Source organism: Carboxylicivirga linearis (assembly GCF_018271995.1).
Classification (GTDB): domain Bacteria; phylum Bacteroidota; class Bacteroidia; order Bacteroidales; family Marinilabiliaceae; genus Carboxylicivirga; species Carboxylicivirga linearis.
In genome coordinates this window covers 36,591-58,889 of record NZ_JAGUCO010000017.1, presented here as the reverse complement: position 1 = coordinate 58,889, position 22,299 = coordinate 36,591, and the positions used below count along the sequence as shown (strand labels likewise).

General features: G+C 37.0%; 14 protein-coding genes. 7 read left to right on the top strand and 7 right to left on the bottom strand.

The window, feature by feature from the left end; translation table 11 throughout:
- Positions 1-455 precede the first annotated feature (455 nt).
- Positions 456-1,400 (bottom strand): protease modulator HflC, encoded by a 945-nt coding sequence (hflC, locus tag KEM10_RS16960; RefSeq protein ID WP_212217224.1) that lies wholly within the window; start codon positions 1,398-1,400, stop codon positions 456-458.
- A complete protein-coding gene (gene hflK / locus KEM10_RS16955) occupies positions 1,390-2,388 on the bottom strand; it encodes an FtsH protease activity modulator HflK (RefSeq protein ID WP_212217223.1) in 999 nt (332 codons plus the stop codon). The genes hflC and hflK overlap by 11 nt, the downstream gene beginning before the upstream one ends.
- Positions 2,389-2,884: 496 nt before the next feature.
- Here hflK and KEM10_RS16950 point away from each other — a divergent pair, with 496 nt between their 5' ends.
- The gene (locus tag KEM10_RS16950) at positions 2,885-7,495 is read left to right on the top strand and encodes a rhamnogalacturonan lyase family protein (protein WP_212217222.1); all 4,611 of its coding nucleotides are present in this window, start codon (positions 2,885-2,887) and stop codon (positions 7,493-7,495) included.
- Positions 7,496-7,682: 187 nt separating this feature from the next.
- Positions 7,683-9,740, top strand: coding sequence for a family 43 glycosylhydrolase (locus tag KEM10_RS16945; protein WP_212217221.1), 2,058 nt, complete (start codon positions 7,683-7,685; stop codon positions 9,738-9,740).
- Between the two features lie 52 nt (positions 9,741-9,792).
- Here KEM10_RS16945 and KEM10_RS16940 read toward each other — a convergent pair whose 3' ends face one another.
- The 5 genes from KEM10_RS16940 to KEM10_RS16920 all read right to left on the bottom strand — a co-directional run bounded on the left by KEM10_RS16940 (position 9,793) and on the right by KEM10_RS16920 (position 16,648).
- Positions 9,793-10,929, bottom strand: a complete 1,137-nt coding sequence (locus KEM10_RS16940) for a hybrid sensor histidine kinase/response regulator (protein WP_212217220.1) — start codon at positions 10,927-10,929, stop codon at positions 9,793-9,795.
- A 53-nt stretch (positions 10,930-10,982) separates the two neighbouring features.
- The gene (locus KEM10_RS16935) at positions 10,983-11,354 is read right to left on the bottom strand and encodes a response regulator (protein ID WP_212217219.1); all 372 of its coding nucleotides are present in this window, start codon (positions 11,352-11,354) and stop codon (positions 10,983-10,985) included.
- A 9-nt stretch (positions 11,355-11,363) separates the two neighbouring features.
- The gene (locus tag KEM10_RS16930; RefSeq protein WP_212217218.1) at positions 11,364-13,334 is read right to left on the bottom strand and encodes a YfiR/HmsC family protein; all 1,971 of its coding nucleotides are present in this window, start codon (positions 13,332-13,334) and stop codon (positions 11,364-11,366) included.
- A 14-nt stretch (positions 13,335-13,348) separates the two neighbouring features.
- Complete coding sequence (locus tag KEM10_RS16925) at positions 13,349-15,577, bottom strand: TonB-dependent receptor plug domain-containing protein (protein ID WP_212217217.1); 2,229 nt, start codon at positions 15,575-15,577, stop codon at positions 13,349-13,351.
- Between the two features lie 99 nt (positions 15,578-15,676).
- Positions 15,677-16,648, bottom strand: coding sequence for an NAD(P)-dependent alcohol dehydrogenase (locus KEM10_RS16920; protein WP_212217216.1), 972 nt, complete (start codon positions 16,646-16,648; stop codon positions 15,677-15,679).
- Positions 16,649-16,879: 231 nt separating this feature from the next.
- On the opposite strand from KEM10_RS16920, the gene KEM10_RS16915 reads away from it, so the two are divergent.
- From KEM10_RS16915 to gluP, 5 genes are read left to right on the top strand one after another with little or no spacing between them, the layout of a single operon-like run.
- Positions 16,880-17,590, top strand: coding sequence for an NUDIX hydrolase (locus tag KEM10_RS16915; protein WP_212217215.1), 711 nt, complete (start codon positions 16,880-16,882; stop codon positions 17,588-17,590).
- A 24-nt stretch (positions 17,591-17,614) separates the two neighbouring features.
- On the top strand, positions 17,615-18,661 hold the full coding sequence (locus KEM10_RS16910) for a UDP-glucose--hexose-1-phosphate uridylyltransferase (protein ID WP_212217214.1): 1,047 nt from the start codon (positions 17,615-17,617) through the stop codon (positions 18,659-18,661).
- A 27-nt stretch (positions 18,662-18,688) separates the two neighbouring features.
- The gene (locus tag KEM10_RS16905; RefSeq protein WP_212217213.1) at positions 18,689-19,978 is read left to right on the top strand and encodes a galactokinase; all 1,290 of its coding nucleotides are present in this window, start codon (positions 18,689-18,691) and stop codon (positions 19,976-19,978) included.
- 22 nt (positions 19,979-20,000) lie between these two features.
- A complete protein-coding gene (locus KEM10_RS16900; RefSeq protein ID WP_212217212.1) occupies positions 20,001-21,029 on the top strand; it encodes an aldose epimerase family protein in 1,029 nt (342 codons plus the stop codon).
- A 22-nt stretch (positions 21,030-21,051) separates the two neighbouring features.
- A complete protein-coding gene (gene gluP / locus KEM10_RS16895) occupies positions 21,052-22,257 on the top strand; it encodes a glucose/galactose MFS transporter (RefSeq protein WP_212217211.1) in 1,206 nt (401 codons plus the stop codon).
- Positions 22,258-22,299 lie beyond the last annotated feature (42 nt).

Genomic DNA, 22,299 nt, shown 5'->3' with positions numbered 1-22,299 from the left:
CCGAAGCGTTGCTCAAGTGGGTAAGTGAGTGCTGTTGTCGGCGGACTTTTTGCTTACTTTTTTGACTGCTGAAAAAAGTAAGAGCCCCGCGGCTTGAGCGAAGAATTCTATTATTCCTTTTTTAGAAAAACCTGCCTGTCGTCAGCCAGAGAATCAAAAATCTTTCGGATTGAGGCGATTGCTGCGCAACGTTGACGAACTTATGGCTTCAGGTACAACTTCTCGTTCCTCGACGCCACCATTCCGCCATGTTCGCAACTATCACTAACAATCCGAAGTTCGAAACTATGTTTCGAGTGGAGTGATTCTGGTTCTTAAGTTATTCGAATATAAATAGAGTTTAACATCAACTTTCAGATTCTCCTCAACCTTTTAAAGTGATCCGGAATAAAAAATAAATTAAAAAAGCAGAACCAAACTGATTCTGCTTTTCTTACGTTTTATGTTATTAATACCTATCGCATCGACTTTAAATACTTAAAGAACTCACTGTCGGTTGATAGAATAATGTGTGTTTTGCTATCAAATGTTTTTTGGTAGGCTTCCATAGATTTCATAAAACCGTATAATTCTCTTGATGAAGCTGTTTTGTCGTAAGCCTCTGCATAAATGCGAGCGGCTTCTCCATCGGCTCTACCTTTAATCTCTTCGGCTGTTTTGTAGGCTTCAGAAACAATACGACGCAGTTCACGTTCTTTCTCACCGTTTATGTTGGAGGCTTCTCCCTGACCTTCTGATTTGAATTTATCGGCAATACGATTACGCTCACTTTTCATTCTTTCGTAAACCTGAGTTTGTACTTCCTCAACGTAGTTAATTCGCTTAAAACGGAAATCCAGAATTTCAATACCAAGGTCTTTAGCTTGTTCATTGGCTGAAGTCTGAATCATTTCCTGTATTTGATCTCTACCCACCTTAATGGTAGTTAAGCTATCGCCAATTAATTCGCCAATAACACCAGAAGATACAGGTGTGCGATTGGTTGATCGAACAGCCTCTTCAATATTGTGTTTGGCAATGTAGTTACGGGTTTCACCATCTAATATATCGTCAATACGAGAGATGGCACCTCTTTCGTTAGTTAATCGTTTAAAAAACTGAAGAGGATCAATAATTTGCCAGCGGGCATAAGTATCAACAAAAATAAACTTCTTGTCTTTTGTTGGAACCTGGTTAGGATCACCATCCCATTCTAAATACCTCTTATCAAAGAAATGTGTTGTTTGAATAAATGGTATTTTAAATTTAATTCCGGGGGTAACTATTGGTTGCCCAACGGGCTTACCAAATTGAGTAACTACCACCTGTTCGGCTTCATTAACTACGTAAGTGGCCGTTGATAGAAGAAAAACTACAACCGCCCCTAATACGATCAATATGATGAATTTTTTATTGTCCATTGGTTGATTTGTTTTGTTGTGTTAGTTGCATTTGTAGCAATGGTAAAACATTGTTTCCTTTTTGGTCAGTTATAATTTTTTCTCCTAAACGAGGAATAACATCTTCCATTGTTTCAAGGTAGATACGTTTTTTAGTCACCTCAGGCGCTTTAACGTACTCTTTATACAAAGCATTAAAACGAGCCACATCACCTTTTGCATTATTAACCCTCTCCGAAGCATATCCTTCGGCCATTTGAATCGTTTCTTTGGCTTGTCCCGCGGCTTTTGGAATTACCTTGTTGTATTCTGCTTTGGCTTGATTAATAAGTGTTTCTTTCTCCTGCTGCGCTTCGTTAACCGCATTAAAGGCTGCTTTCACTGGCTCTGGTGGATTTACATCTTGCAGTACAACCTGCTCTATCTTTACACCAAGAGAATATTCTCTACAAACTTGTTGCATCAGCTCTTGCAGCTTGCTACTTATCTCGGTACGACCAACGGTTAGTACTTCATTAACTGTTCTGTCACCAACAATTTGGCGCATGGCAGCCTCTGAGATATCACGCAGTGTGATTTCGGGGTTGCGAACTTTAAATAGGTAATTGTAAGCGTTGTCAATTCTATATTGCACTACCCATTCCACATCAGCAAGGTTGAGATCACCTGTTAACATCAGCGATTCGTCCATGGTGCCTCGGCGGGTATACTCAGTTCTAACACCGGGTTTAGTGGTTCTAAATCCAAACTCCAGTTTCTGCTGACGTTCGATAGGTACCTTATAAACCGTTTCCATAAACGGAATTTTATAATTAAGTCCGGGGTCTACAGTTCGTTGGTATTTGCCAAAACGAACAATTACACCAACTTCTTCAGGACCAACCTGAAAGAAAGCTGTCGTTAGCACAATGGCAATGAAAGCTATTGCAATAACGGCTTTGATGTTTTTGAATAATTTTTCCAGCCAGGGGTTGGAAGAATTAAGATTAGAAAATTGATTTGAACTCATTGAATTATATATTGAGGTTTCTTACAAATGTATTCAGAAAATAAGAAAAGAAAGAATATAATACTGCTTATTATTTATAATAAAGTTAGAAGTATAGTTAGAGTAATTAGGAAAAATTAGGATTCAAATGGGACTTAAAGATCTGTTATTAGTATTGGGTTTACGGATTATTTTCCATGTTTTGTATCACCGATATTGTTTGAGGTGGTGTGTTATAATGTTATGAAATAGAGGTGATAGGGGGAGTGTTGGAGTGTTGGTGTGAATTGTGTTTAACTCCCATATGTATAATTGTACTCATCTTAAAAGTGCTACTGCTACTTTTTAAACATTAAAAAAGTTGAAAAAATGTAATTAATACCTCAATTTCTAATAAGGAGAGTTAAGTGGAAGACTCTATATTTGGGGGTTAACTTTTTAGTATCATTTATTAGCATTAAAATCCCTTTTTTACACATGCTTTGATAGATACATTAAGACAGCCAAAATTATTTTTATGAAAAGACATTTTTACCAGATTTGGACTATTCTATTAGTGTTATTTGTGTTTTCTTCTCAGGGTTTTTCCCAGCGGAAAATGGAGAAGTTGAATCACGGTTTATTAGCCGTAAAAACTAGTGGAGGAGTCTTAGTAAGTTGGAGAGTACTTGGATGGGAACAAAAAGATGTTAGTTATAATTTGTATCGCAATGGTGCAAAGATAAATAGCACTCCTATTGATGGAGCCACTAATTATCTTGATGCTTCTGGAGCAACTAGCTCAAACTATGAGTTAAAGTTGGTTATTAAAGGAGAAGAACAAACCGAGAGTGAAACATGTGAAGTGTGGGCGCAAACATACTTAGATGTGCCTGTTAGAGAAATTGACGGAGGATTTGATACCTATGAATTGAATGATGCTTCGGTTGGTGATTTAACAGGAGACGGGCAATATGAAATTATTGTAAAGCGATTGGCCAAGGGTGATGCAAGCATTAGTAATTATCATTATTTAGAGGCTTATAAGCTTGATGGTACTTTACTCTGGGCCGTTAATATGGGGCCTAATATTTATAACAATGTTGAATTTAACTTTTTGGTATACGATTTTGACGGAGATGGTAAAGCTGAAGTAGCATTGCGAACGTCTGACGGTTTTGTTGATGGTGTTGGTAATGATATTGGTGATGCTGATGGTGATGGTGTAATCAATTACAGATATTCAATTTCAAGTGTGGGATATCGGACCGCAGGACCCGATTATCTATCTGTTTTAAATGGTGAAACAGGAGAGGAAATGGCACGTACCAATTATATTCCCAGGGGTAATATTACCGATTGGGGACGCGATGATGGTGGTCACCGTTCAACTAAATGTATGTTCACAGTTGCCTATCTCGATGGGGTTAATCCTGATATTGTTATTAGCCGTGGTATATACGAGCGTATTGTTTTAGAGGCCTTCTCATTTGAAAATAATGCGCTGACAAAAAAATGGAACTTTGACTCCAATAATAATCCGGACTATGCACAGCAAGGTTATCATAACCTTACCCAAGGTGATGTTGACGGAGATGGTTGTGATGAAATCATGTATGGTTCAATGTGTATTAATAATGATGGTACCGGATTGTATTCTACAGGATTGGGACATGGCGATGCTCAGCACTTAGCCGATATTAATCCTAATAGAAAAGGGCTGGAATTTTTTGGATGTTTGGAGAATTATGCTGGTGGTAATTACCGCGATGCAGGTACCGGCGAGATTCTGTTTTACAAAAATATAGGAAGAGATATGGGACGCTGTGGTGCAGCTGATATCACACCTGATTATCCAGGAATGGAAATGTGGGGACCATCAGGCTTTCCTTTCTTAAGTTCAACAGGAAAAGAAATAACAGATTTAGCAGCTCCCGGATCAATGAACTTTTTTATCTGGTGGGATGGTGATGTAACACGTGAAATGTTAGATCATGCATGGTATGATGATCATGGTGTTGGAACAATTACAAAATATAATAATGGAGCCAATAATCAGTTGTTATATGCCGAAGGAACTTTATCTGATAACTGGACCAAAGGTAATCCTGCGTTAAGTGCTGATATTTTAGGTGACTGGCGTGAAGAAGCCATCTGGAGAACATCAGATAATAGTGCGTTGCGTATTTATTCTACTCCTTATACAACAACAGAAAAGATCTATACTTTAATGCACGATCCTCAATACAGAGCTGCAATTGCATGGCAGCCTAATTCATATAACCAACCACCTCATCCATCTTTTTTTATTGGACATGATATGGATTCAATTCCTCCATCACCAATATTAATTCCCGGACAGCTGGTGTTTACTAGTGGAGTTTGGGATTTAAGTTCAGCTTCATGGAAGAAGGATGGTAGTGAAATATTATTCTCAAACGGAGATAGCCTGTTGTTTGATATTTCAAGTAGTCAATCTTTGGTGGAACTGGCTGGAGAATTGGTTCCTGAAGATATTCGGGTTATTAGTCCAAATGATTTTACATTTACAGGAGAAGGTTTTATTTCTGGGGAGACTGATTTAACCAAAGCAGGTCAAGGTAATTTAACCATCGAAACAGCTAATACCTTCACCGGAATTACCAGAGTTTGGGATGGACAACTTACATTGTCAGGAGAGCTGAATGGACCGGTTTATGCTAAAAGGTTTGCTACTGTGGCTGGTTCAGGTTTGTTTAAAAAAGGAATTGATGTTGAGACTTATGGAGAGTTGATTGTGAGTAATGCAAAAGAGGATGCGGATAGTATCTTTATAAATCAGCATTTAAGTCTGGGTGATAAAACTACTGTTTACATGGATTTGTCAGACGACATTGAAGCGGTAGATAAGCTTAATGATATTATTGTAGTTGACGGAGATATTAATGTAAACGGTAACGTTACTATTAATATTAATCGTTTAGATGGGAAATTAACTGCAGGTACATATATATTGGCCAAGTTTACAGGTGCCTTTAACGGAAGTATAGAAGATATTAAGATTGAAGGATTACCTGGATTACCGTTTGAACTTATTATTGAATCGGGAGAAATTAAGTTAGAAGTTGCGGATACCCGATTGCCAGGAACAGTAGTATGGAAAGGTAGTGTAAATAAAACCTGGGATTTATTTAATACGCTTAACTGGGATAACCAGGGAGTACAGGATTATTTCTTAGGAGAAGATTCCGTGGTGTTTGATAATACGGCTATTCAGAGAAGTATAGAAATTAAAGGGGAATATGCAGTAAGCGATTTTCTTTGTGAGTCGGATAATACAATGATACTTTCAGGATCGGGTAAAATTGCCGGAGATGCCAATTTTACAAAGAGAGGAGACGGTATGTTCGCTATTTTAAATTCAAATAGTTATACAGGCGCAACCATTATTGAGGGTGGTATACTTCGTGTAAGTTCATTGGCCAATGGAGGATATAATTCGCCTATCGGTTCATCGTCAGCTGATGCTTCCAATTTAGTCATTAACGGAGGTGAATTACAATATGCAGCTTTCTCTGAAGTAACTACAGACCGTAGTATTACATTAGGTGAGAATGATGGAACCATTAATGTTAATGGAGGTAGTATAATTGTAAAAGGTAGCCTAACCGGCTCTGGTCGCTTGATTAAAAAAGGTAGTGGTACATTGTGTCTTGAGACAGTCAATAATCATGCAGGTACAGTAATTGAGGCCGGTACTATACAACTATTGGAAGATGTTGCTAATATTAATGGTTTAGGAGATACGCTTACTTTAAAGGGTGGAACTCTGGCAATGTTAGATAATAGTTATTCATACACCGATGGTTGTAGATGGCATATTGTAGTTCCGGAAGGAGAAAGAGGAACATTGCGTTTAGACAGTAGAAGTTCATTAACCGGTAAGTTGTTCGGAAAAGGAACCTTGAATTTGTATTCACCCTGGATTAGAAATGATTTAAATGGTGACTGGTCTAATTTTGAAGGCACCATTAATGTTACAACTGATGGTGATGGAGGAGACTTCCGTATTAATAACAACTACGGCTTTGGAAAGGCTTCTGTACATGTAAGTTCTGACCTTTATGTTTATAATATTGCAGGAGGGACAATGGCATTCGGAGCCTTAAGCGGTGAGGCAGGTGCCACAATGTCGGGAGCCACCTATAACGTTGGATATAATAATAACGATGCTATATTCCGGGGATTATTTACCGGATCGTCAACTATCAATAAATATGGTGAAGGAAGCTGGACGTTAACCAATGCTAATGATTACAGTGGAAGCACAAATGTTTACGGTGGAACACTTGTAGTGGCAAATAATGGTGGAAGTGCCACAGGAACCAGTTCTTTAATGATCAGAAACGGAGCTACATTAGATGGATCAGGAAGTGTAAGCGGAACTGTTTCTGTCTTATCAGGTGGAGTGCGTAAAGGATCCAATACCTTATCCGGATCTTTAAGAGTGTATGGTAATGGTACTCTGTCTGGTGAAGGGAATTTAAATGGGAACATAACTTTTTATGATGGTTCAATAGTTGCACCGGGTAACGACGGCGTTGGTACATTAACCTGTCAAAGATCAGTTACCTTCCATGCCGGATCAGTTCTTTATTTTGAGTTGGACAAGAATGGAAGCGATAATGATCAATTCGTATCTGGTAATACTTTAACGCTTGCCGGTACATTAAATATTTCAGAATTAAACGGCGCAGCATTAGAAGCTGGTGATAGTTTTAAATTGTTTGATGCCTCTACCATTGAAGGTAGTTTCGCTGGTATCTCACCTGCTAGTCCGGGTGAAGGATTAGAGTGGGATTTATCGAAGTTGAATTCTGAAGGTATAATTTCTGTTACAGGTACAACGGCAATTGATGATTTGAGTGTTAGTGCTGTAAAGTTATACCCAAATCCAACAAGTGGAATTTTGAATATTGAACAAACAGATAATACTATTATTGATCGTGTTGAGATTGTGGATCTGAAAGGAGAAGTTGTATATAAAATGAAGGATGTAGGAGCATCACGAATCCATATTGATGCTTCAGAGCTATCTGCAGGATTACACTTTGTTTGTATCTATACCAGTAAGGGTATGAGTAAGCAAAAAATATTAATAACAGAATAACTCAATAATACATAAGAAAAACGCCGTAACTTTAATTTTACATTTAGTTACGGCGTTTTTTTTAATCCTATTTGATTCAAAATTGATATTTAAGGAGGATAATTTTGTAATTATTTAACTGTCATTTTTTTTAATCAATACATTTTGTTTTTTTGCTGAGCTGTTATTTTGTAACTAAAATTCATATATGAAAGAATTAACTTTTACATCTAAAAAAATACTGATTACGATCCTGTTATTTGTCGGTTTAATGGGTGTTTCAAAGGTTGGAGCCCAATCCTGGCCAGCAGGTATACATGACCCTTCCAGTATTGTGAAGTGTGGTGATAAATACTGGGTATTTGGCACCGGCGACGGAATTCATGCCATGTATTCATATGATTTGGTGACCTGGCAACAAGGACCATCTCCATTTACGAAGACCGAATTTCCAGATTGGATAAACGATTATGTAAACGGTGCAACCGATGGTGATGGAAATCCTGTATTTCATGGTGGTTTCTGGGCGCCTGATATAATCTATATGAATGATCAGTACTATTTGTATTATTCTTGTTCGGAATGGGGTACTATGACATCAACCATTGGTTGTGTAACCACTAAGAGTCTTAATCCTGAGGATGCTGATTACGGTTGGACTGATGTTGGATTTCTTGGGATTTGGTCATATCAACCTGGTTTAGCCTTAAACGCAATCGATCCCGCATTATCACGAGGACATGATAACAAAATATGGATGGTATATGGTTCGTTTAATTCGCGAGGAATGGTTGTTACAGAAATTGATTCTGTTTCGGGTAAGCCTAAAAGTTATGAAGGTAACTTGCCCGGGACTACAATCGCTAATTCTTGGACAGGTCCTAATAGTAATAGCTATGCCGAAGGTGAGGGAGCTTGTATGATATATAGAGACGGTTACTATTACCTTTTTTATAATAAAGGTGGTTGTTGCAATGGTATAGCCAGTACCTATTATGTGGTTATGGGACGATCAACAAGTCCTAAGGGACCCTTTGTTGATAAAATTGGAAGGAACATGGTTGCTTACGGTACCAGCAGTGGAGGAACAGTGGTGTTAAGGCATAATGATTCAAGGGGAGAAGAGGATCGGTATTTTGGACCTGGTCACATTGGGGTGTATCGAGAGAATGGTGTTGATCATGTGAGTTTTCATTATTATTCACCTAATGGATATTATCCAAGTGAGGCTGCCGATTATAAAGGTGGACCTACTTTAGGTATGGGATTCCTAAAATGGGGTGCTGACGGATGGCCTTCAATATCGATGAATTATCTTGATCCTGGTTATTATACTTTGAAGAACGCGAATAGTAATAAAATGCTGGATGTACAAGGTCATTCTTCTGCTGATGGCAGAGTGTTGTATCAGTATGCTGAAAATGATCTGTATGATACCCAAAAATGGTTGTTTTCCTCATTAGGAACAGGTGAATATACCATCAGGAGTTATGATGATAAAACACTTTATATAGAAGCAGCCGGGGATAATAATGGTGATATATTGAGATTAACAGATTCTTATACGGGATCCATCAATCAGAAATTTAGAGTAGCACAATCACCCAACGGGAAAACATTAGTTTATCCCTCAGCTCAGGATAATTTACTGGAGATTCCTTATGCGTATACTTCGGATTATCAGGTTAAGTTATGGCCTAATACCAATCATGACTGCCAGCGTTGGTATGTAGAATCGTTTGATGAAACGTTGATAAGTTCAGTTTCCGATTTGGACTTTACGCACCAGGATACCATTTGTACTTCTGTTGAGCTTGAGAGTAATGGATCGTGGAGCATAAGGGTAACAGATGATTCTTGGTTGAGTGTTTCGCCTCTCGAAGGGACGGGGAGTAGTGCATTAACTATTACCGCAACCGCAAATACTTTATCAGAGGAAAGAACGAACAGAATTACTATTACATCAAAAAGCGGACAGAGGGAAACTATTAAAATTACTCAATCCTTCTCTACATCTACCGGTATAAACACTGAAGACTGGATTGATCTTCAGGTGTTTCCTAATCCTACCAACAGTAATTTAACCGTAAAGGCTGATCAATTAATTAGTGTTGATATATATAACAGTGCGGGCATGAAAGTTAACAGTTATAAAGAACAAAAAATTGAGTTTAACTGCGATCTAAGTGGATATAATTCCGGCATATACCTTGTTAAGGTAATAGGAAAAGAGGGCTTTGCATTTAGGAAAGTAATCAAAAAATAATTGTCAAAAGGCAACACCAAAAAAAGGCGAATCAGTTACGATTTGCCTTTTTTTATTTCTGAAGCAGAGTAAGGCAAAAAGTAGATCCTTCACCAATTTTTGATTCCACAGATAACTCTCCGTTGATGAGCTTCGCGTTTTCTTGTGCTATAGATAATCCCAGTCCTAATCCTCCGGATTTATTAACAGCATCTTTTTCGGCTTGTGAAAAGCGTTGGAAAATGGTTTGAATACTATTTTCCGGAATACCAATGCCTGTATCTCTTACAAAAATTTTAATGGTATCATTTTCTTTTATACAACTAAGCTCGATATGTCCTTCGTTGGTAAATTTAATGGCATTATCAAGTAAATTGCTCAAAATAGTATAAAGTCTGGCGCGGTCTGTAGTTATTACTTCATCCGTATTAAAACTATCACAGTTCAAAAAAAGCTGTAGTTTGCTATCTTTAATTTTGAGGTTAAATAATGAATGTAATTCTTTTAATAGATCGTTTAGGTTAAACTCTGATTTTTGAACATTAACTTGCTTGGTTACTAGTTGTGAAATTTCAAGTATGTCATCAATAATACGGAGTAATTGAGAGGTACTGTTTTGTATTATTTTTAAATAATGCTTTCTATCTGATTTGTCAATGTCATCGTTTTCAAGCAAAGAAGCAAACCCAATGATTCCATTCATTGGAGTTCGTATTTCGTGGGTTAAGTTGTAAATAAACTCGGTTTTCAACTGGTCGCTCTTTTCGGCTTTTTCCTTGGCTATCTTCAGGGCTTCCTTTTGGCGTTCATTCTCTTCTTCCAGCTCCTGCACACGCAGAGCATCGCCAATAATCTCGAGTAGACTTTTTTCGCTCCAGGGTTTTTGAACGTACTGAAAAACCCGAGCCTGGTTGATGGCCTCTTCAATTGCTTTGATGTCGGAATAGCCAGTTAATAAAATACGGTTTGTTTTAGGGTATTTTTGAAAAGAGTATTTTAATAATTCAACGCCTGTCATTTCCGGCATGCGCTGGTCGCTAATAATTAAATCAATATTGTGGTTGTCCAGAATTTGAATACCTTCTTTAGCCGAGGTAGCTATATGAATATTAAAGCTTCTGCGGAAAGTATCTTTGAATATTCTTAAGTTGCTGGGTTCGTCGTCAACGTATAAAATGTTGTACTTTTCCATAGTTGCAGTTAGAGTCATAGTTTGGTTGTTTAAAGATAATAATTAAATAAGGAGTTAATGGAGTGATAGCATTAATTTTCTTCCATAGATTGAATTATAACTTTTTTAAGATCTTCGTAATCCCAGGGTTTGCTTATGAATTTTGAAAGATGATAATTGTTAAACGCTTCTTGAATTTCAGAGTCCTCAGCATATCCCGATAAAATAAGACGGTTATGAGGTATATCATTAAAACGATGGGTTATTTCTCTTAATAATTCAACGCCGGTCATTTCGGGCATTCGTTGGTCGGTTATTACCAGATCAATAGTTGTTTTACTAATTAGCTCAATAGCCTTAGCTCCTGAATCAACAATAAAAACCTCAAAATCGCGCCTGAAAGTATCTTTGAAAATTCTCAGGTTACTTTGTTCGTCATCAACATATAGTACTTTGTATCTCATATTTCGCAATTATTGAATGGGTAGTTGAATGATGAATTCAGTTCCTTCACCATCTTTAGAATTAACTTCTATAGTACCATTGTGTTCGCCAATTATGCCAAAAGTTATGGCTAATCCTAAACCCGTACCTTCACCAACCGATTTGGTTGTGAAAAAGGGATCAAATATCTTACTTTGGATTTCTTCCGGAATACCGTAACCATTATCTCTGATTATAATTTCTATAAAAGCATCGGTATGATTTGTGGTTATCCAAATTGTTCCTCTGTCTTTAATAGCATCTACTGCATTGGCCAGAATATTCAGCAAAGCCTGATTTATTTTACCGGGAAAGCATAAAAGATCAGGAATGTTTTGGCTGTAGTCTTTTACTATTTCAATGTGATTTTTGTATTTGTTTTTTAGTAGCAAGAGCGAAGTATCGAGTCCTTCGTTAATATTTAGCTTTTCCTGATTGTCAGAGTCCATATGTGTGAAGTTGCGAAGTCCTTTCACTATTTCTGCTGTTCGGTCGGCACCTAATTTTATGTCGCTGATAATTTCTGGAATTGCTTCCATGGCTTCATCAAAGTAATTTTCTTCTTTCAGTTTTTTTATCAGCTCAATTTTTTCATTGAGATTATTGTTGTCGACATTTAGTTTACTTACCTCGTCAATTACCGGTTTAATGTCTTCAAAATCGCGCAAAAGACTGTTGATTCCAGCGTAAACGAAGTTAATTGGATTATTTATTTCGTGGGCTATACCTGCAGACAATACACCCAAAGAAGCCATTTTTTCGGATTGAACCAATTTGTTTTGCATGCGCTTGTTTTCTTCCAGCATGGTGGTGAGCTCTTCATTGTTGTCGCTCAATTCATCCATCATTGATTCAATTAAATTGCTGTTCTTTTCCAAAACTTCATTTTGTTTTGCCAGTTCTGCCTTTTGCTTTCTTAGTTGTTTGTTTTTTCTTTTTTTATCTTTTAAACTCTTTAGTAATAAAATAAGTAGTAAGAGGTTAACGGTAATTCCAACCACAAAAAAAGCTACCACAATACGTTGTTTTCTAATCACTGTATTTTTTTGCGATAGTACCTCTTTATTGTTTTTTATTTCATCTTGTTGATCGAGCAGAATTTGGTTGTTTTCAGCTATCTGATTCTGGAACGATTGAAGAATTTCGCGAGAATGAATCAGGCTGTCGTTATACAAGCGCATTTTTGCCTCATTTTGCGTAAAAGCATCCTGAACAGATATTAATTGTTGTTTTTGTTCCGAAATGTTGGAGGTTAGCTTTTGTTGCTCTTGTTTCTGTTTGCTAATTATTTCTTTCTGTTGTTCAAGAGCTTGATCCTGCTTAGCTATTTGTTGCTGATTCTTCCCAATTTCGGAACTTAAGGTTGATAAGCTATCTTCAATTTCTTCTATTTTACTATCCGAACTTTGTAATTCTTTTTGAGTCTCAATGTATAATTCTGTTAAATCAACAATGTTACCACCCATCAATAAAATTTCATCGCTAATAGTTATGTTTCTATCGTAAATGTTACCCTTGTTCATTTCAAATTTCATTGTTTGATCCGAAGACTCATAAAGGTTGAGCATAATGCTTGTTTTGTCTTTGTAATTTTCACTTACAAGAAGTACTTCGCTATTTTTGGTTTGATTAAAAATAGATCTGTAATGATCATTCATGTCAGAACTGATAAAGACAAGGCAGGCTTCTTCAAAATTACTTGTAGCATTGTTGTCGATTGTAAGTTGAATAGGTTTACCATTAACTTTATTGTTTTGCGCCATCTTTTTAAACTCCTCAATCAATAATTGGTTATTTGAAACAACCACAATGGGATAGGTTGAAAATTGATTTTGTTTAGGTGATGAAGAGAGTTTTGCAAAATTATAAATGTATGCCCCAGTGGCATTTGCTTTATTTATTTGTGCTTGTACTAAAGTGGATGAAAAGATAATTATAAGGATGGCAAGTAGATTTCTCATAGCGGAAGTTTTTATTAAGGGTTAAACTTGTAGATAAGATTCACAAAAACAGTTCTTCCAGGTTGGGGATGATAAGCCGGAATGACTCCATCAGGATTGACATTGCTTAGGTAGTTATAGTCGTCGATAAAACCAGAACCTGACTCGTGACCAACACCATAATACTGTGTGTTAAACGCATTATTTATAATTATTTGTCCCAGTAGTTGAGGTGATAACTGGTACGAAAGTACCCAATTGGCTTTGGTGTAGGAAGGGGCATAACCATTCTCGTAGGTCTGCAGCCAACTATTTGATTCCGGAGCTTTTCTTTTGCCTACATAATTCATTCTAAGGTCACTGGTTAATAGGCCATCGAAAAGCTTGATATTTAGCCCAGCATTAACTTTGTGTGTGGCTGTTCTATCAATAGCGTAAAAGGCTCCTTTGTTATTAATGCCATTTATTAAATTGTAATTAGAATATAAACGGATAGATTTGCTTATCTGATAATCGGCTGTGGCTGAAATACCTCCTATTTTTTGCTTACCAATATTTTCGTAACGTTCGCCGGACGGCATTGCAGGATCTTCTACCTGGCCAATTAAATCATTTATAAGCGAGTAATATACATTCATTTTAATGGCCAGTTTATCATCATTAAAAAGACTTGCCATTTGTAATTCAATTGTTTGAATGTTTTGCGGAACCAGATTTGGGTTTCCTCTGAATTCGCTAAATAGCTCAAAAATAGAAGGCTGCCTGAAAGCTCTTCCGTACATCAATTTAGTACTTAAATAAGCAGATGGATTATAATTAAGTGCCAGTCGTGGATTAACAATACTACCAAAGTCGGAATTGTAATCGTAACGAATACCGGCAGAACTGGATAATTTATTGTTGAAAGTATAATCCCAAAGGGCAAAGAGAGCAACTTCCTTTACCCAAAAGTTGGGATAATCTTTTGTTTGGTTAAGTCCTCCGCCATCAGCTGCGATATCCCACGACCAGTCAGTTGAATATCTTTCATTGGGGTAATTGCCCAATGAAACAATTCTATTATTGGCATTGCTGAGGCTGAATTTTAATCCAAATGAAAGGTCGTTGTTGGCATTCAAATCGTAAAGTAAACGCTCTTCAAAATAAGTTTGATTGCTATAACCAGCATAATTTTTTCGTAAATCCGGAAACTGATATAAATATTTGAAACCTCCATCTGGTATAACATTGGTTGCTCGATATACCAAGTCAGATTTTAAAGATAGCTTGGCATTGATTTGAGCAGTGTAACTGGCGTAAATATGATAGTTTTGGTAATGAGTTGTGTTTTCCTTGTCGTTTAAGTCATACTCGTAAGCCACAACAGCAGAGCCGTAAGCTCGCGTATAATCAGATAGGAAAAATCCTACTTCTATGTTTTTATATGATAGTTTAGACCGAATGGCAACATTATCTTGCTGTGTGTTGAATCCATCATTTAAGTATGTGCCACCTCTGGGATTTGAAGTGTTGGTAACAAATTCGCCTGCTGCGTTATAGTTATAGATAAGTGAGGAGGGATATCTGATATTTTTGAAATAACTACCCGGATCGTATCTATCATGCCCATTATCGCCCAATGAGTGATATTGATGAAGAGCAAGAGAAAGGTTAGTTTCTTTACCAATTGTAGTTCCGGCAAATACTTCCAAACCCCTGGTTGAATGTGATCCATAAAAGGCATTGGCATGTATTCCCTTAAAATTCTTTTTGGTAACAATATGTATTATTCCTGAAAATGCCTGAGCACCATACATTACCGAACCCGGACCTTGAATAATCTCAATGCGGTCGATATCAATTAAAATATTCTCATATGTCCACAACATTGACCAGTTAAAACTAATGTGGTTTTGAATGATGCCATCAACCATCACCAAAATTTCTGAATTTCCCACTTCTCCCATTCCTCTGTTCATGTTGAAGGTAGGATATTCGCCTCCGCCATCGTTATACATCATAAAGTCAAATCCCGGAATATCCTGGCAAATATCAACCAGCGTTTTATACCCTCGTTCCTCAATCATTTGAGGTGTGATAACAGTAAGGTTGGATGGCGCAGATCGGCGATTTTCTTCTTTTATCGATCCTGTTGTAATTTTAAGTTCAGCAAGTTCTTTTAATGAATAATTATATGTAAAATCTTGATTATTTTGATTTTGGCCGTAAGAGTAGTGGGTGAAAATAAGTATAGAAAAACAATATAAGAATAATGTTCTGTTCATAGGTTTGGTTGTAAAGGTGTAATTGATCAACGATCAGGGATTATCAAAAATAATTATTATTTATTTGATAAACAAAGTAGTTAAGTGAAGGGCGTATGACTACTCGTCAGTATTTATTCTAATAACTACATTTCCAACCTTGTTGGCAGATAAAACATACTCAAAAGCCTGTTTTATTTGATTAAAAGGATAAGTTTTATCGATAACTGGCTTAAAAGCCTCCTGTTTAGCTAATTGGTTTATGAGATTAATGCTGGCCTGCGGATTTGAAGGGAAAGGGAACTTGACATTTTTTCCATTAGAGAAGAGATCCCAAAAAGCCAGAAAAGCATTTTGAGCATAAGGTCCCAGTTCTGATGAAAGGTATATACCCCTAGGTTTTAAAATTTTCTTACACTTGTAAAAAGTACTTTTACCAACCATATCAAAAATATAGTTATATTGAAATTCTTTTTGTGTAAAGTCTTCTTCTTCATAGTTAATGGTTTGGGTGGCTCCTAATTGTAATACTAAATCAGAGTGTTCTTTTCGGCAGGTTGCAGTAATAACAGCTCCATAATGAACCAGTAGTTGAATTGCAGCTGATCCTATGGCTCCAGTTCCACCATTAACCAATATATGATCACCTTCTTTGATGTCAATCTTATTAATGAAGTTATAAGCATAATGGGCGCCTTCGGATAAGGCAGCTGCTGTTTCAAACGACATAGATTCGTGAATGTGTCCGATGGCTTTGTTCTCAGAAAGGCATAAATACTCAGCATGCGAACTCAAACCCATATCATCAAACCCAAAGATTCTGTCACCTGGTTTAAAGCGGGTAACTTTTTTACCAATATCAACAACTATTCCGGCAAAATCAGTTCCTAAAACAGGATTTTTTGGAGAGTTAAGTCCTGTTAATAAGCGCATAATCCATAACTCCGCGGTTAGCATGGCGCAGTCGGTTCTGTTAACTGTAGCCGCATAAACTTGCACCAATATTTCTTTGTCCCCTGGTTGAGGTTTTGGAATTTCTTTTATTTCAAGAACATCAGATGAGCCGTATTTTGTATAATAACTAGCTTTCATTTATATGGGGTGGTTGGTAATAGTATATGAATATACAAAATACTCCTTGTTTGTAAAAGTCTGATTATTTAAATCTTTCGCTCTGTTTCAAATATCGAATTTAGGTAGTCAAGTCTGATGAATATTTCTGTCTTAACTAGTAAGTGTGGTTTGATGAAATTTAAGTGTTACAAAAGTAAAAAATACGTTTAAAAAATTTTTAAAAGTAATTTTTACTTTTATATTTGACGCATGGAAAATCAGCAACAACTATATAACCAATATCAAAAGATTAAGCGCTTTGTGTCTGTGGATTGCGTTATCTTTGGTTATGAACAAGATCAGTTAAAGTTATTGTTGTTTAAGCGTATTATTCCGCCGGCTCAAGGCGAATGGTCGCTAATTGGGGGATGGTTGCAGGAAGATGAATCGGCAGAGACCGCAGCCATGAGAGTTCTACAATATATTACCGGATTGACAGATATTTACCTGGAGCAAGTACATGTGTTTTCGAAGCCTGATCGTGATCCGGGCGGAAGTGTGCTTACTGTTGTATTTAATGCTTTAATCAGGGTTGAAAAACACTCTAACCAGTTGATTGAAAAATTTGGTGCTAAATGGTTCGCAATAGATGAGGTTCCGCCATTAATTTTCGATCATGACGAGATGTTTAAAATAGCCTTTGACAAACTTCGATTAAAGGGCACTTATAATTTAATTGGTCGTCAGTTATTACCTGAGAAGTTTACTATTACGCAACTTCGAAATTTGTATAATGCTATCTTTCAAAAACAATTTGATCCAGGCAATTTCAGAAAAAAAGTGTTATCGTTAAAAATGCTGGAACAACTGGAAGAAAAAGATATGTCGGAATCGAAAAAAGGAGCTTTTTACTTCAGGTTTAAAGATATAGAAGACAGTAACTTGTATGAACCCATATTTAGAAATGCAATAAAACTTTAAAATATAAATATTAAACTCATAAAAATGGATACTTTTCAATTTACAGAACACTCGCATCGCCGTTATAATCCTTTAAACGGTGACTGGGTGTTGGTATCACCACATCGCACAAAGAGGCCTTGGCAAGGTAAGGTTGAAAAACCAGCTGTTGATGAGCGCCCTCAATACGATGAAAAATGTTACTTATGTCCGGGTAATGAAAGAGCCGGGGGATTTAAAAATCCTGAATACAAAGATACTTTCGTTTTTCAGAACGATTTTAGCGCTTTGGTGCCGGATATTCCTCAAGGCGAGTTTGAAAAGAAAGGCTTATTTAAAGCGGTAAGTGAGAGAGGTTTTTGTAAAGTAATCTGTTTCTCGCCACGCCACGATCTTACCATTCCTGAAATGGAAGTGGAAGGAATTAAAAAGGTGGTTGATTTGTGGACAAAAGAATACGAGGAAATAGGTAAGTTGGATTATATCAACTATGTTCAGATTTTTGAGAACAAAGGTGATATAATGGGATGTAGTAATCCTCACCCTCATGGTCAGATTTGGGGACAGTATTCAGTGCCTGTTGAGCCAGCTAAAGAGCAAAAAATGCAAAAAGAGTATTTTGATGCCAATGGTAAAACACTTCTGGGCGACTATGTAGAAGAAGAATTAAAAGACAAAGAGCGTGTTTTGGTTGAAAACGATCACTTTGTGGCCTTAGTTCCTTTCTGGGCAACCTGGCCTTTTGAAGCTATGATCGTAAGTAAAAGAGCCGTTTCTAAATTGACAGATCTCACAGAAGATGAAAAAATGGCTTTGGCCGATGCCTATAAAAAGCTAACGGTAATGTACGATAATCTGTTTGAAGTATCATTCCCATATTCGGCTGGTATACATCAGGCGCCAACCGATGGCGAAGATCACCCTGAGTGGCATCTTCATATGCATTTTTATCCTCCATTGTTACGTTCTGCTACTGTGAAGAAATTTATGGTTGGATACGAAATGATGGCTAACGCACAACGCGATATTACAGCAGAGCAAGCTGCAGAACGTTTGCGAGCTTTGCCAACAACTCATTATAAATCAAAATAATCACATACTAAATTCAAATAATAAATTATGTCAACAATTAGTGAATTAATCGGTAAGATTAATGGTGGCGATAATGCTGCTTTTAAAGAGTTATACGGAGCTGAAAGTGATGTTTTAAAATCACAGGCTGAAAGATACGAGTCTTTAATGGGAACATTTAAAGACACATTTGGTAAGGATGATGTTATGTTATTTTCATCACCAGGACGTACCGAAATTGGTGGTAATCACACCGATCATAACTATGGTCGTGTATTAGCAGGTGCTGTTAACCTTGATAACATCGCAGTGGCAGCCGCCAATGGTACCGATATCATTAAAATTAAATCAGCAGGTTATCCGGAGTTCCAGGTTGATCTTTCTGATCTATCTATCGACGAATCACAATTCTATACTTCAGGATCTATTGTAAAAGGTATCAGTGCTCGTTTAAAAGAGCTGGGATACACAATTGGCGGTTTCGACGCTTGTATTGAAGGTCGTGTGCCAGCAGGTTCTGGTTTAAGTTCATCAGCTTCTTTTGAAGTGTTAATTGGTGCTATTATCAGTCACTTATTCAACGACGGTAAATTAGACGCTGTCGAGAATGCAATTGTAGGACAGTGGGCTGAAAATAATTTCTTTGGTAAGCCATGTGGATTGATGGATCAAACAGCTTGTTCGGTTGGTGGATTGATTACCATCGACTTTGAAGATCCGGCTAAACCAATTGTAAAAGCATTGGATTTTGATTTTGTATCAACTAACTATGCATTAGTAATTACTGATGTGGGTGGTGGTCATGATGATCCTGCTTCACAAGAAGAATACGCTTCGTTACCAACTGAAATGAAGTCGGTAGCAAAAGAATTAGGTAAAGAAGTTCTTCGTCAAACAACTTTGGAAGAAATTGTTGAGAAAATTCCTGAAATACGCACCAAAACAGGTGACCGTGCTATTTTACGTGCTTATCACTTCCAGGGAGATAACCAACGTGTAGTTGACCAGGTGGCTGCTTTGGAAAACAACGATTTTGATGCTTTCCTTAAAATGGTAGTTGAGTCAGGATATAGCTCATACATGTACAATCAAAATATCTATGATATCGTTCACAAAGATGAGCAGGTTGTTTCTTTAGGTTTAGCCTTGAGTGAAATGGTATTGAAAGGTAAAGGTGCATGGCGCGTTCACGGAGGTGGATTCGGGGGTACTATCCAGGCTTTCGTTCCTCAAGACTTGGTTGATACATATGTGAAAACATTAGAGCACGTTTACGGCGAAGGTAAATGTCATAAATTATTCATCCGTTCGAAAGGTTCGGTTAGAGTTGAATTGTAATCAGAACTAAAAAAATCGAATTATGACTAAAGCATCTGATGTTTTTAAATTGAAAAATGCCAATAATGTAGAAGTTACATTTATTGGACGTGGTGGACAAATTACAGGTATTACCGTACCCGATAAGGACGGTAATATGGATGATGTGGTTATTGGATATCAAAGTGTAGAAGAAGCATTGGCCGGCGACGGATATTTCGGAGCACTTTGTGGACGTTTCTCAAACCGCATCGTAAAAGGTCAGTTCAGCCTTGATGGTGTTGATTATCAGTTGGAGTGTAACAATACTCCTAACCATTTACATGGTGGATCTGATGGTTTTAATAACCGTGTATGGGATGTGACTCCATATGAAGAATCACGTTTTGCACAAGCATATAAATTAACTTTAGTAAGTCCTGATGGAGATCAGGGATATCCGGGTGAAGTTAAGGTTGAGGTTATTTATGGCCTGACTGACGAAAATGAAATGGTGATTGAATATGTTGCTGAAACATCTAAAGCAACTATTATTAATTTAACCAGCCATGCTTATTTTAACTTAAAAGGAGCAGGAAAAGGTACTGTTGAAGATCATCAGTTAGAGCTAAATGCTTCAAAATATACTCCGCTATCTGCTGAATTAGGTACTGTTACCGGAGAAATTGCAGAGGTGAAAGGTACTCCAATGGATTTTGTTGACACAAAGGCTATTGGCGAAACGGTTAATACTGATGATGAGCAAGTGAAAATGGTAAATGGTATCGATCATAACTTCGTAATTGACGGTTATGATGGAATGTTGCGTTTAGCAGCTCGTTTATCTGATGAAGAAACCGGTCGTTGCATGGAAGTATTTACCGATCAACCGGGAATTCAGATTTACACAGGTGGACACTTTGATAGTTCTGAGACTGGTAAGTTGGGCAACCCAATTGAGAAATGGGCTGGTGTAGCTATGGAAACACAAATTTTCCCAGATTCACCAAATCAGGATCATTTTCCAAATGCTGTATTAAAACCGGGTGAGGTTTACAAACATACTTGTGTTTATAAATTTTCAATCCAATAAATAAAATCCTTAAATCATAATCATGAGCAAGAACAAGTATTTATTTCCATTGATAGTAATGGCCACATTATTTTTTATGTTTGGCTTTATTACTACAATGAACAATTCAACCATTGCCTTTTTTAAAGATGCATTTGGTTTGAATGATGTGCAAAAACAGTTTCTTAATACATTCTTTTACGGAACTTATGCACTTTCTATTCCTGTTGGTTTTTTAATCAATAAAATCGGTTATCGTTTTTCAATTTTTACCGGTTTAGGATTAATTGCTTTAGGTTTCTTTGCCAGTATTCCAGGGGTTGCTTTTGGATACTACGGATTCCTTAGTGCGGTATCTATTTTTGCGGTAGGAGTTGTAATTCTTCAGGTTGCCGCAGCGCCATATGTGGTTGCTTTAGGCCCCAAAGAAAGCTCGGCAAGTCGTTTAACACTAACCAATGCGTTAAACTCAGTAGCTACAGTAATTGCACCTATTTTTGTTTCTTTATTATTAGTGGTGCCTGAACTTGGGGAAGGCGAAACTCTTGAGAATACAGTAATACAAGGTATTGTAAAATGGCCATATATCAGTATTGGTTTGATTACAGCCGCTATTCTTGTTATTATGTTCTTCCTGAAATTACCTAATATTAAAGATGAACAAGAAAAAGCTGAGGCTGAAGGAGTTGTTAAGCATAAATCAAGTGCCTTTAAATACACTCACGTATGGTTAGGTTCATTGGCCATCTTTGTATATATGGGTATTGAAATTGGTATTCCTAGTTTCTTCGAAGATTTTGCTTCAGAGAAAGGAATTACAGGTATTAACTCAGTTGATATGTTGAAGTATTACTGGGGTGGTCTTATGGTTGGCCGTGTTTTAGGTATCTTCATTCTACAGAAATTTAAAGCAAGTACCATTCTTACAGCCTGTGCTATAGGTGGAGCTGCAATGTTAGGTGGAGCCATTGTAATGGATGGAAATATCGCAATGTGGTTGTTCCTGGGTACTGGTTTATTTCACTCAATTATGTGGCCTGTAATTTATAGTTTGGCTTTAGAAGATTTAGGACCTCATGCCGATGTAGCTTCTGGTATAATTGCTACTTCAGTAATTGGTGCTGCTATTTTAATGCCTATTATGGGTGGTATTCAAACTATGGCTGGCGTTATTGCTGCTGTTAGTGCCTTGTTTGTTTACTATTTATATCTTGTATTCTTTGCAACCAAAGGATCAAAAATCAGATAATCAACACAACTGATTATATTTTAAGGAGGGCTGTCGTTTGGC

Coding starts and splice junctions, on each gene's coding strand:
- hflC (WP_212217224.1), bottom strand. CDS start 1,400: ATGGACAATAAAAAATTCATCATATTGATCGTATTAGGGGCGGTTGTA.
- hflK (WP_212217223.1), bottom strand. CDS start 2,388: ATGAGTTCAAATCAATTTTCTAATCTTAATTCTTCCAACCCCTGGCTG.
- KEM10_RS16950 (WP_212217222.1), top strand. CDS start 2,885: ATGAAAAGACATTTTTACCAGATTTGGACTATTCTATTAGTGTTATTT.
- KEM10_RS16945 (WP_212217221.1), top strand. CDS start 7,683: ATGAAAGAATTAACTTTTACATCTAAAAAAATACTGATTACGATCCTG.
- KEM10_RS16940 (WP_212217220.1), bottom strand. CDS start 10,929: ATGACTCTAACTGCAACTATGGAAAAGTACAACATTTTATACGTTGAC.
- KEM10_RS16935 (WP_212217219.1), bottom strand. CDS start 11,354: ATGAGATACAAAGTACTATATGTTGATGACGAACAAAGTAACCTGAGA.
- KEM10_RS16930 (WP_212217218.1), bottom strand. CDS start 13,334: ATGAGAAATCTACTTGCCATCCTTATAATTATCTTTTCATCCACTTTA.
- KEM10_RS16925 (WP_212217217.1), bottom strand. CDS start 15,577: ATGAACAGAACATTATTCTTATATTGTTTTTCTATACTTATTTTCACC.
- KEM10_RS16920 (WP_212217216.1), bottom strand. CDS start 16,648: ATGAAAGCTAGTTATTATACAAAATACGGCTCATCTGATGTTCTTGAA.
- KEM10_RS16915 (WP_212217215.1), top strand. CDS start 16,880: ATGGAAAATCAGCAACAACTATATAACCAATATCAAAAGATTAAGCGC.
- KEM10_RS16910 (WP_212217214.1), top strand. CDS start 17,615: ATGGATACTTTTCAATTTACAGAACACTCGCATCGCCGTTATAATCCT.
- KEM10_RS16905 (WP_212217213.1), top strand. CDS start 18,689: ATGTCAACAATTAGTGAATTAATCGGTAAGATTAATGGTGGCGATAAT.
- KEM10_RS16900 (WP_212217212.1), top strand. CDS start 20,001: ATGACTAAAGCATCTGATGTTTTTAAATTGAAAAATGCCAATAATGTA.
- gluP (WP_212217211.1), top strand. CDS start 21,052: ATGAGCAAGAACAAGTATTTATTTCCATTGATAGTAATGGCCACATTA.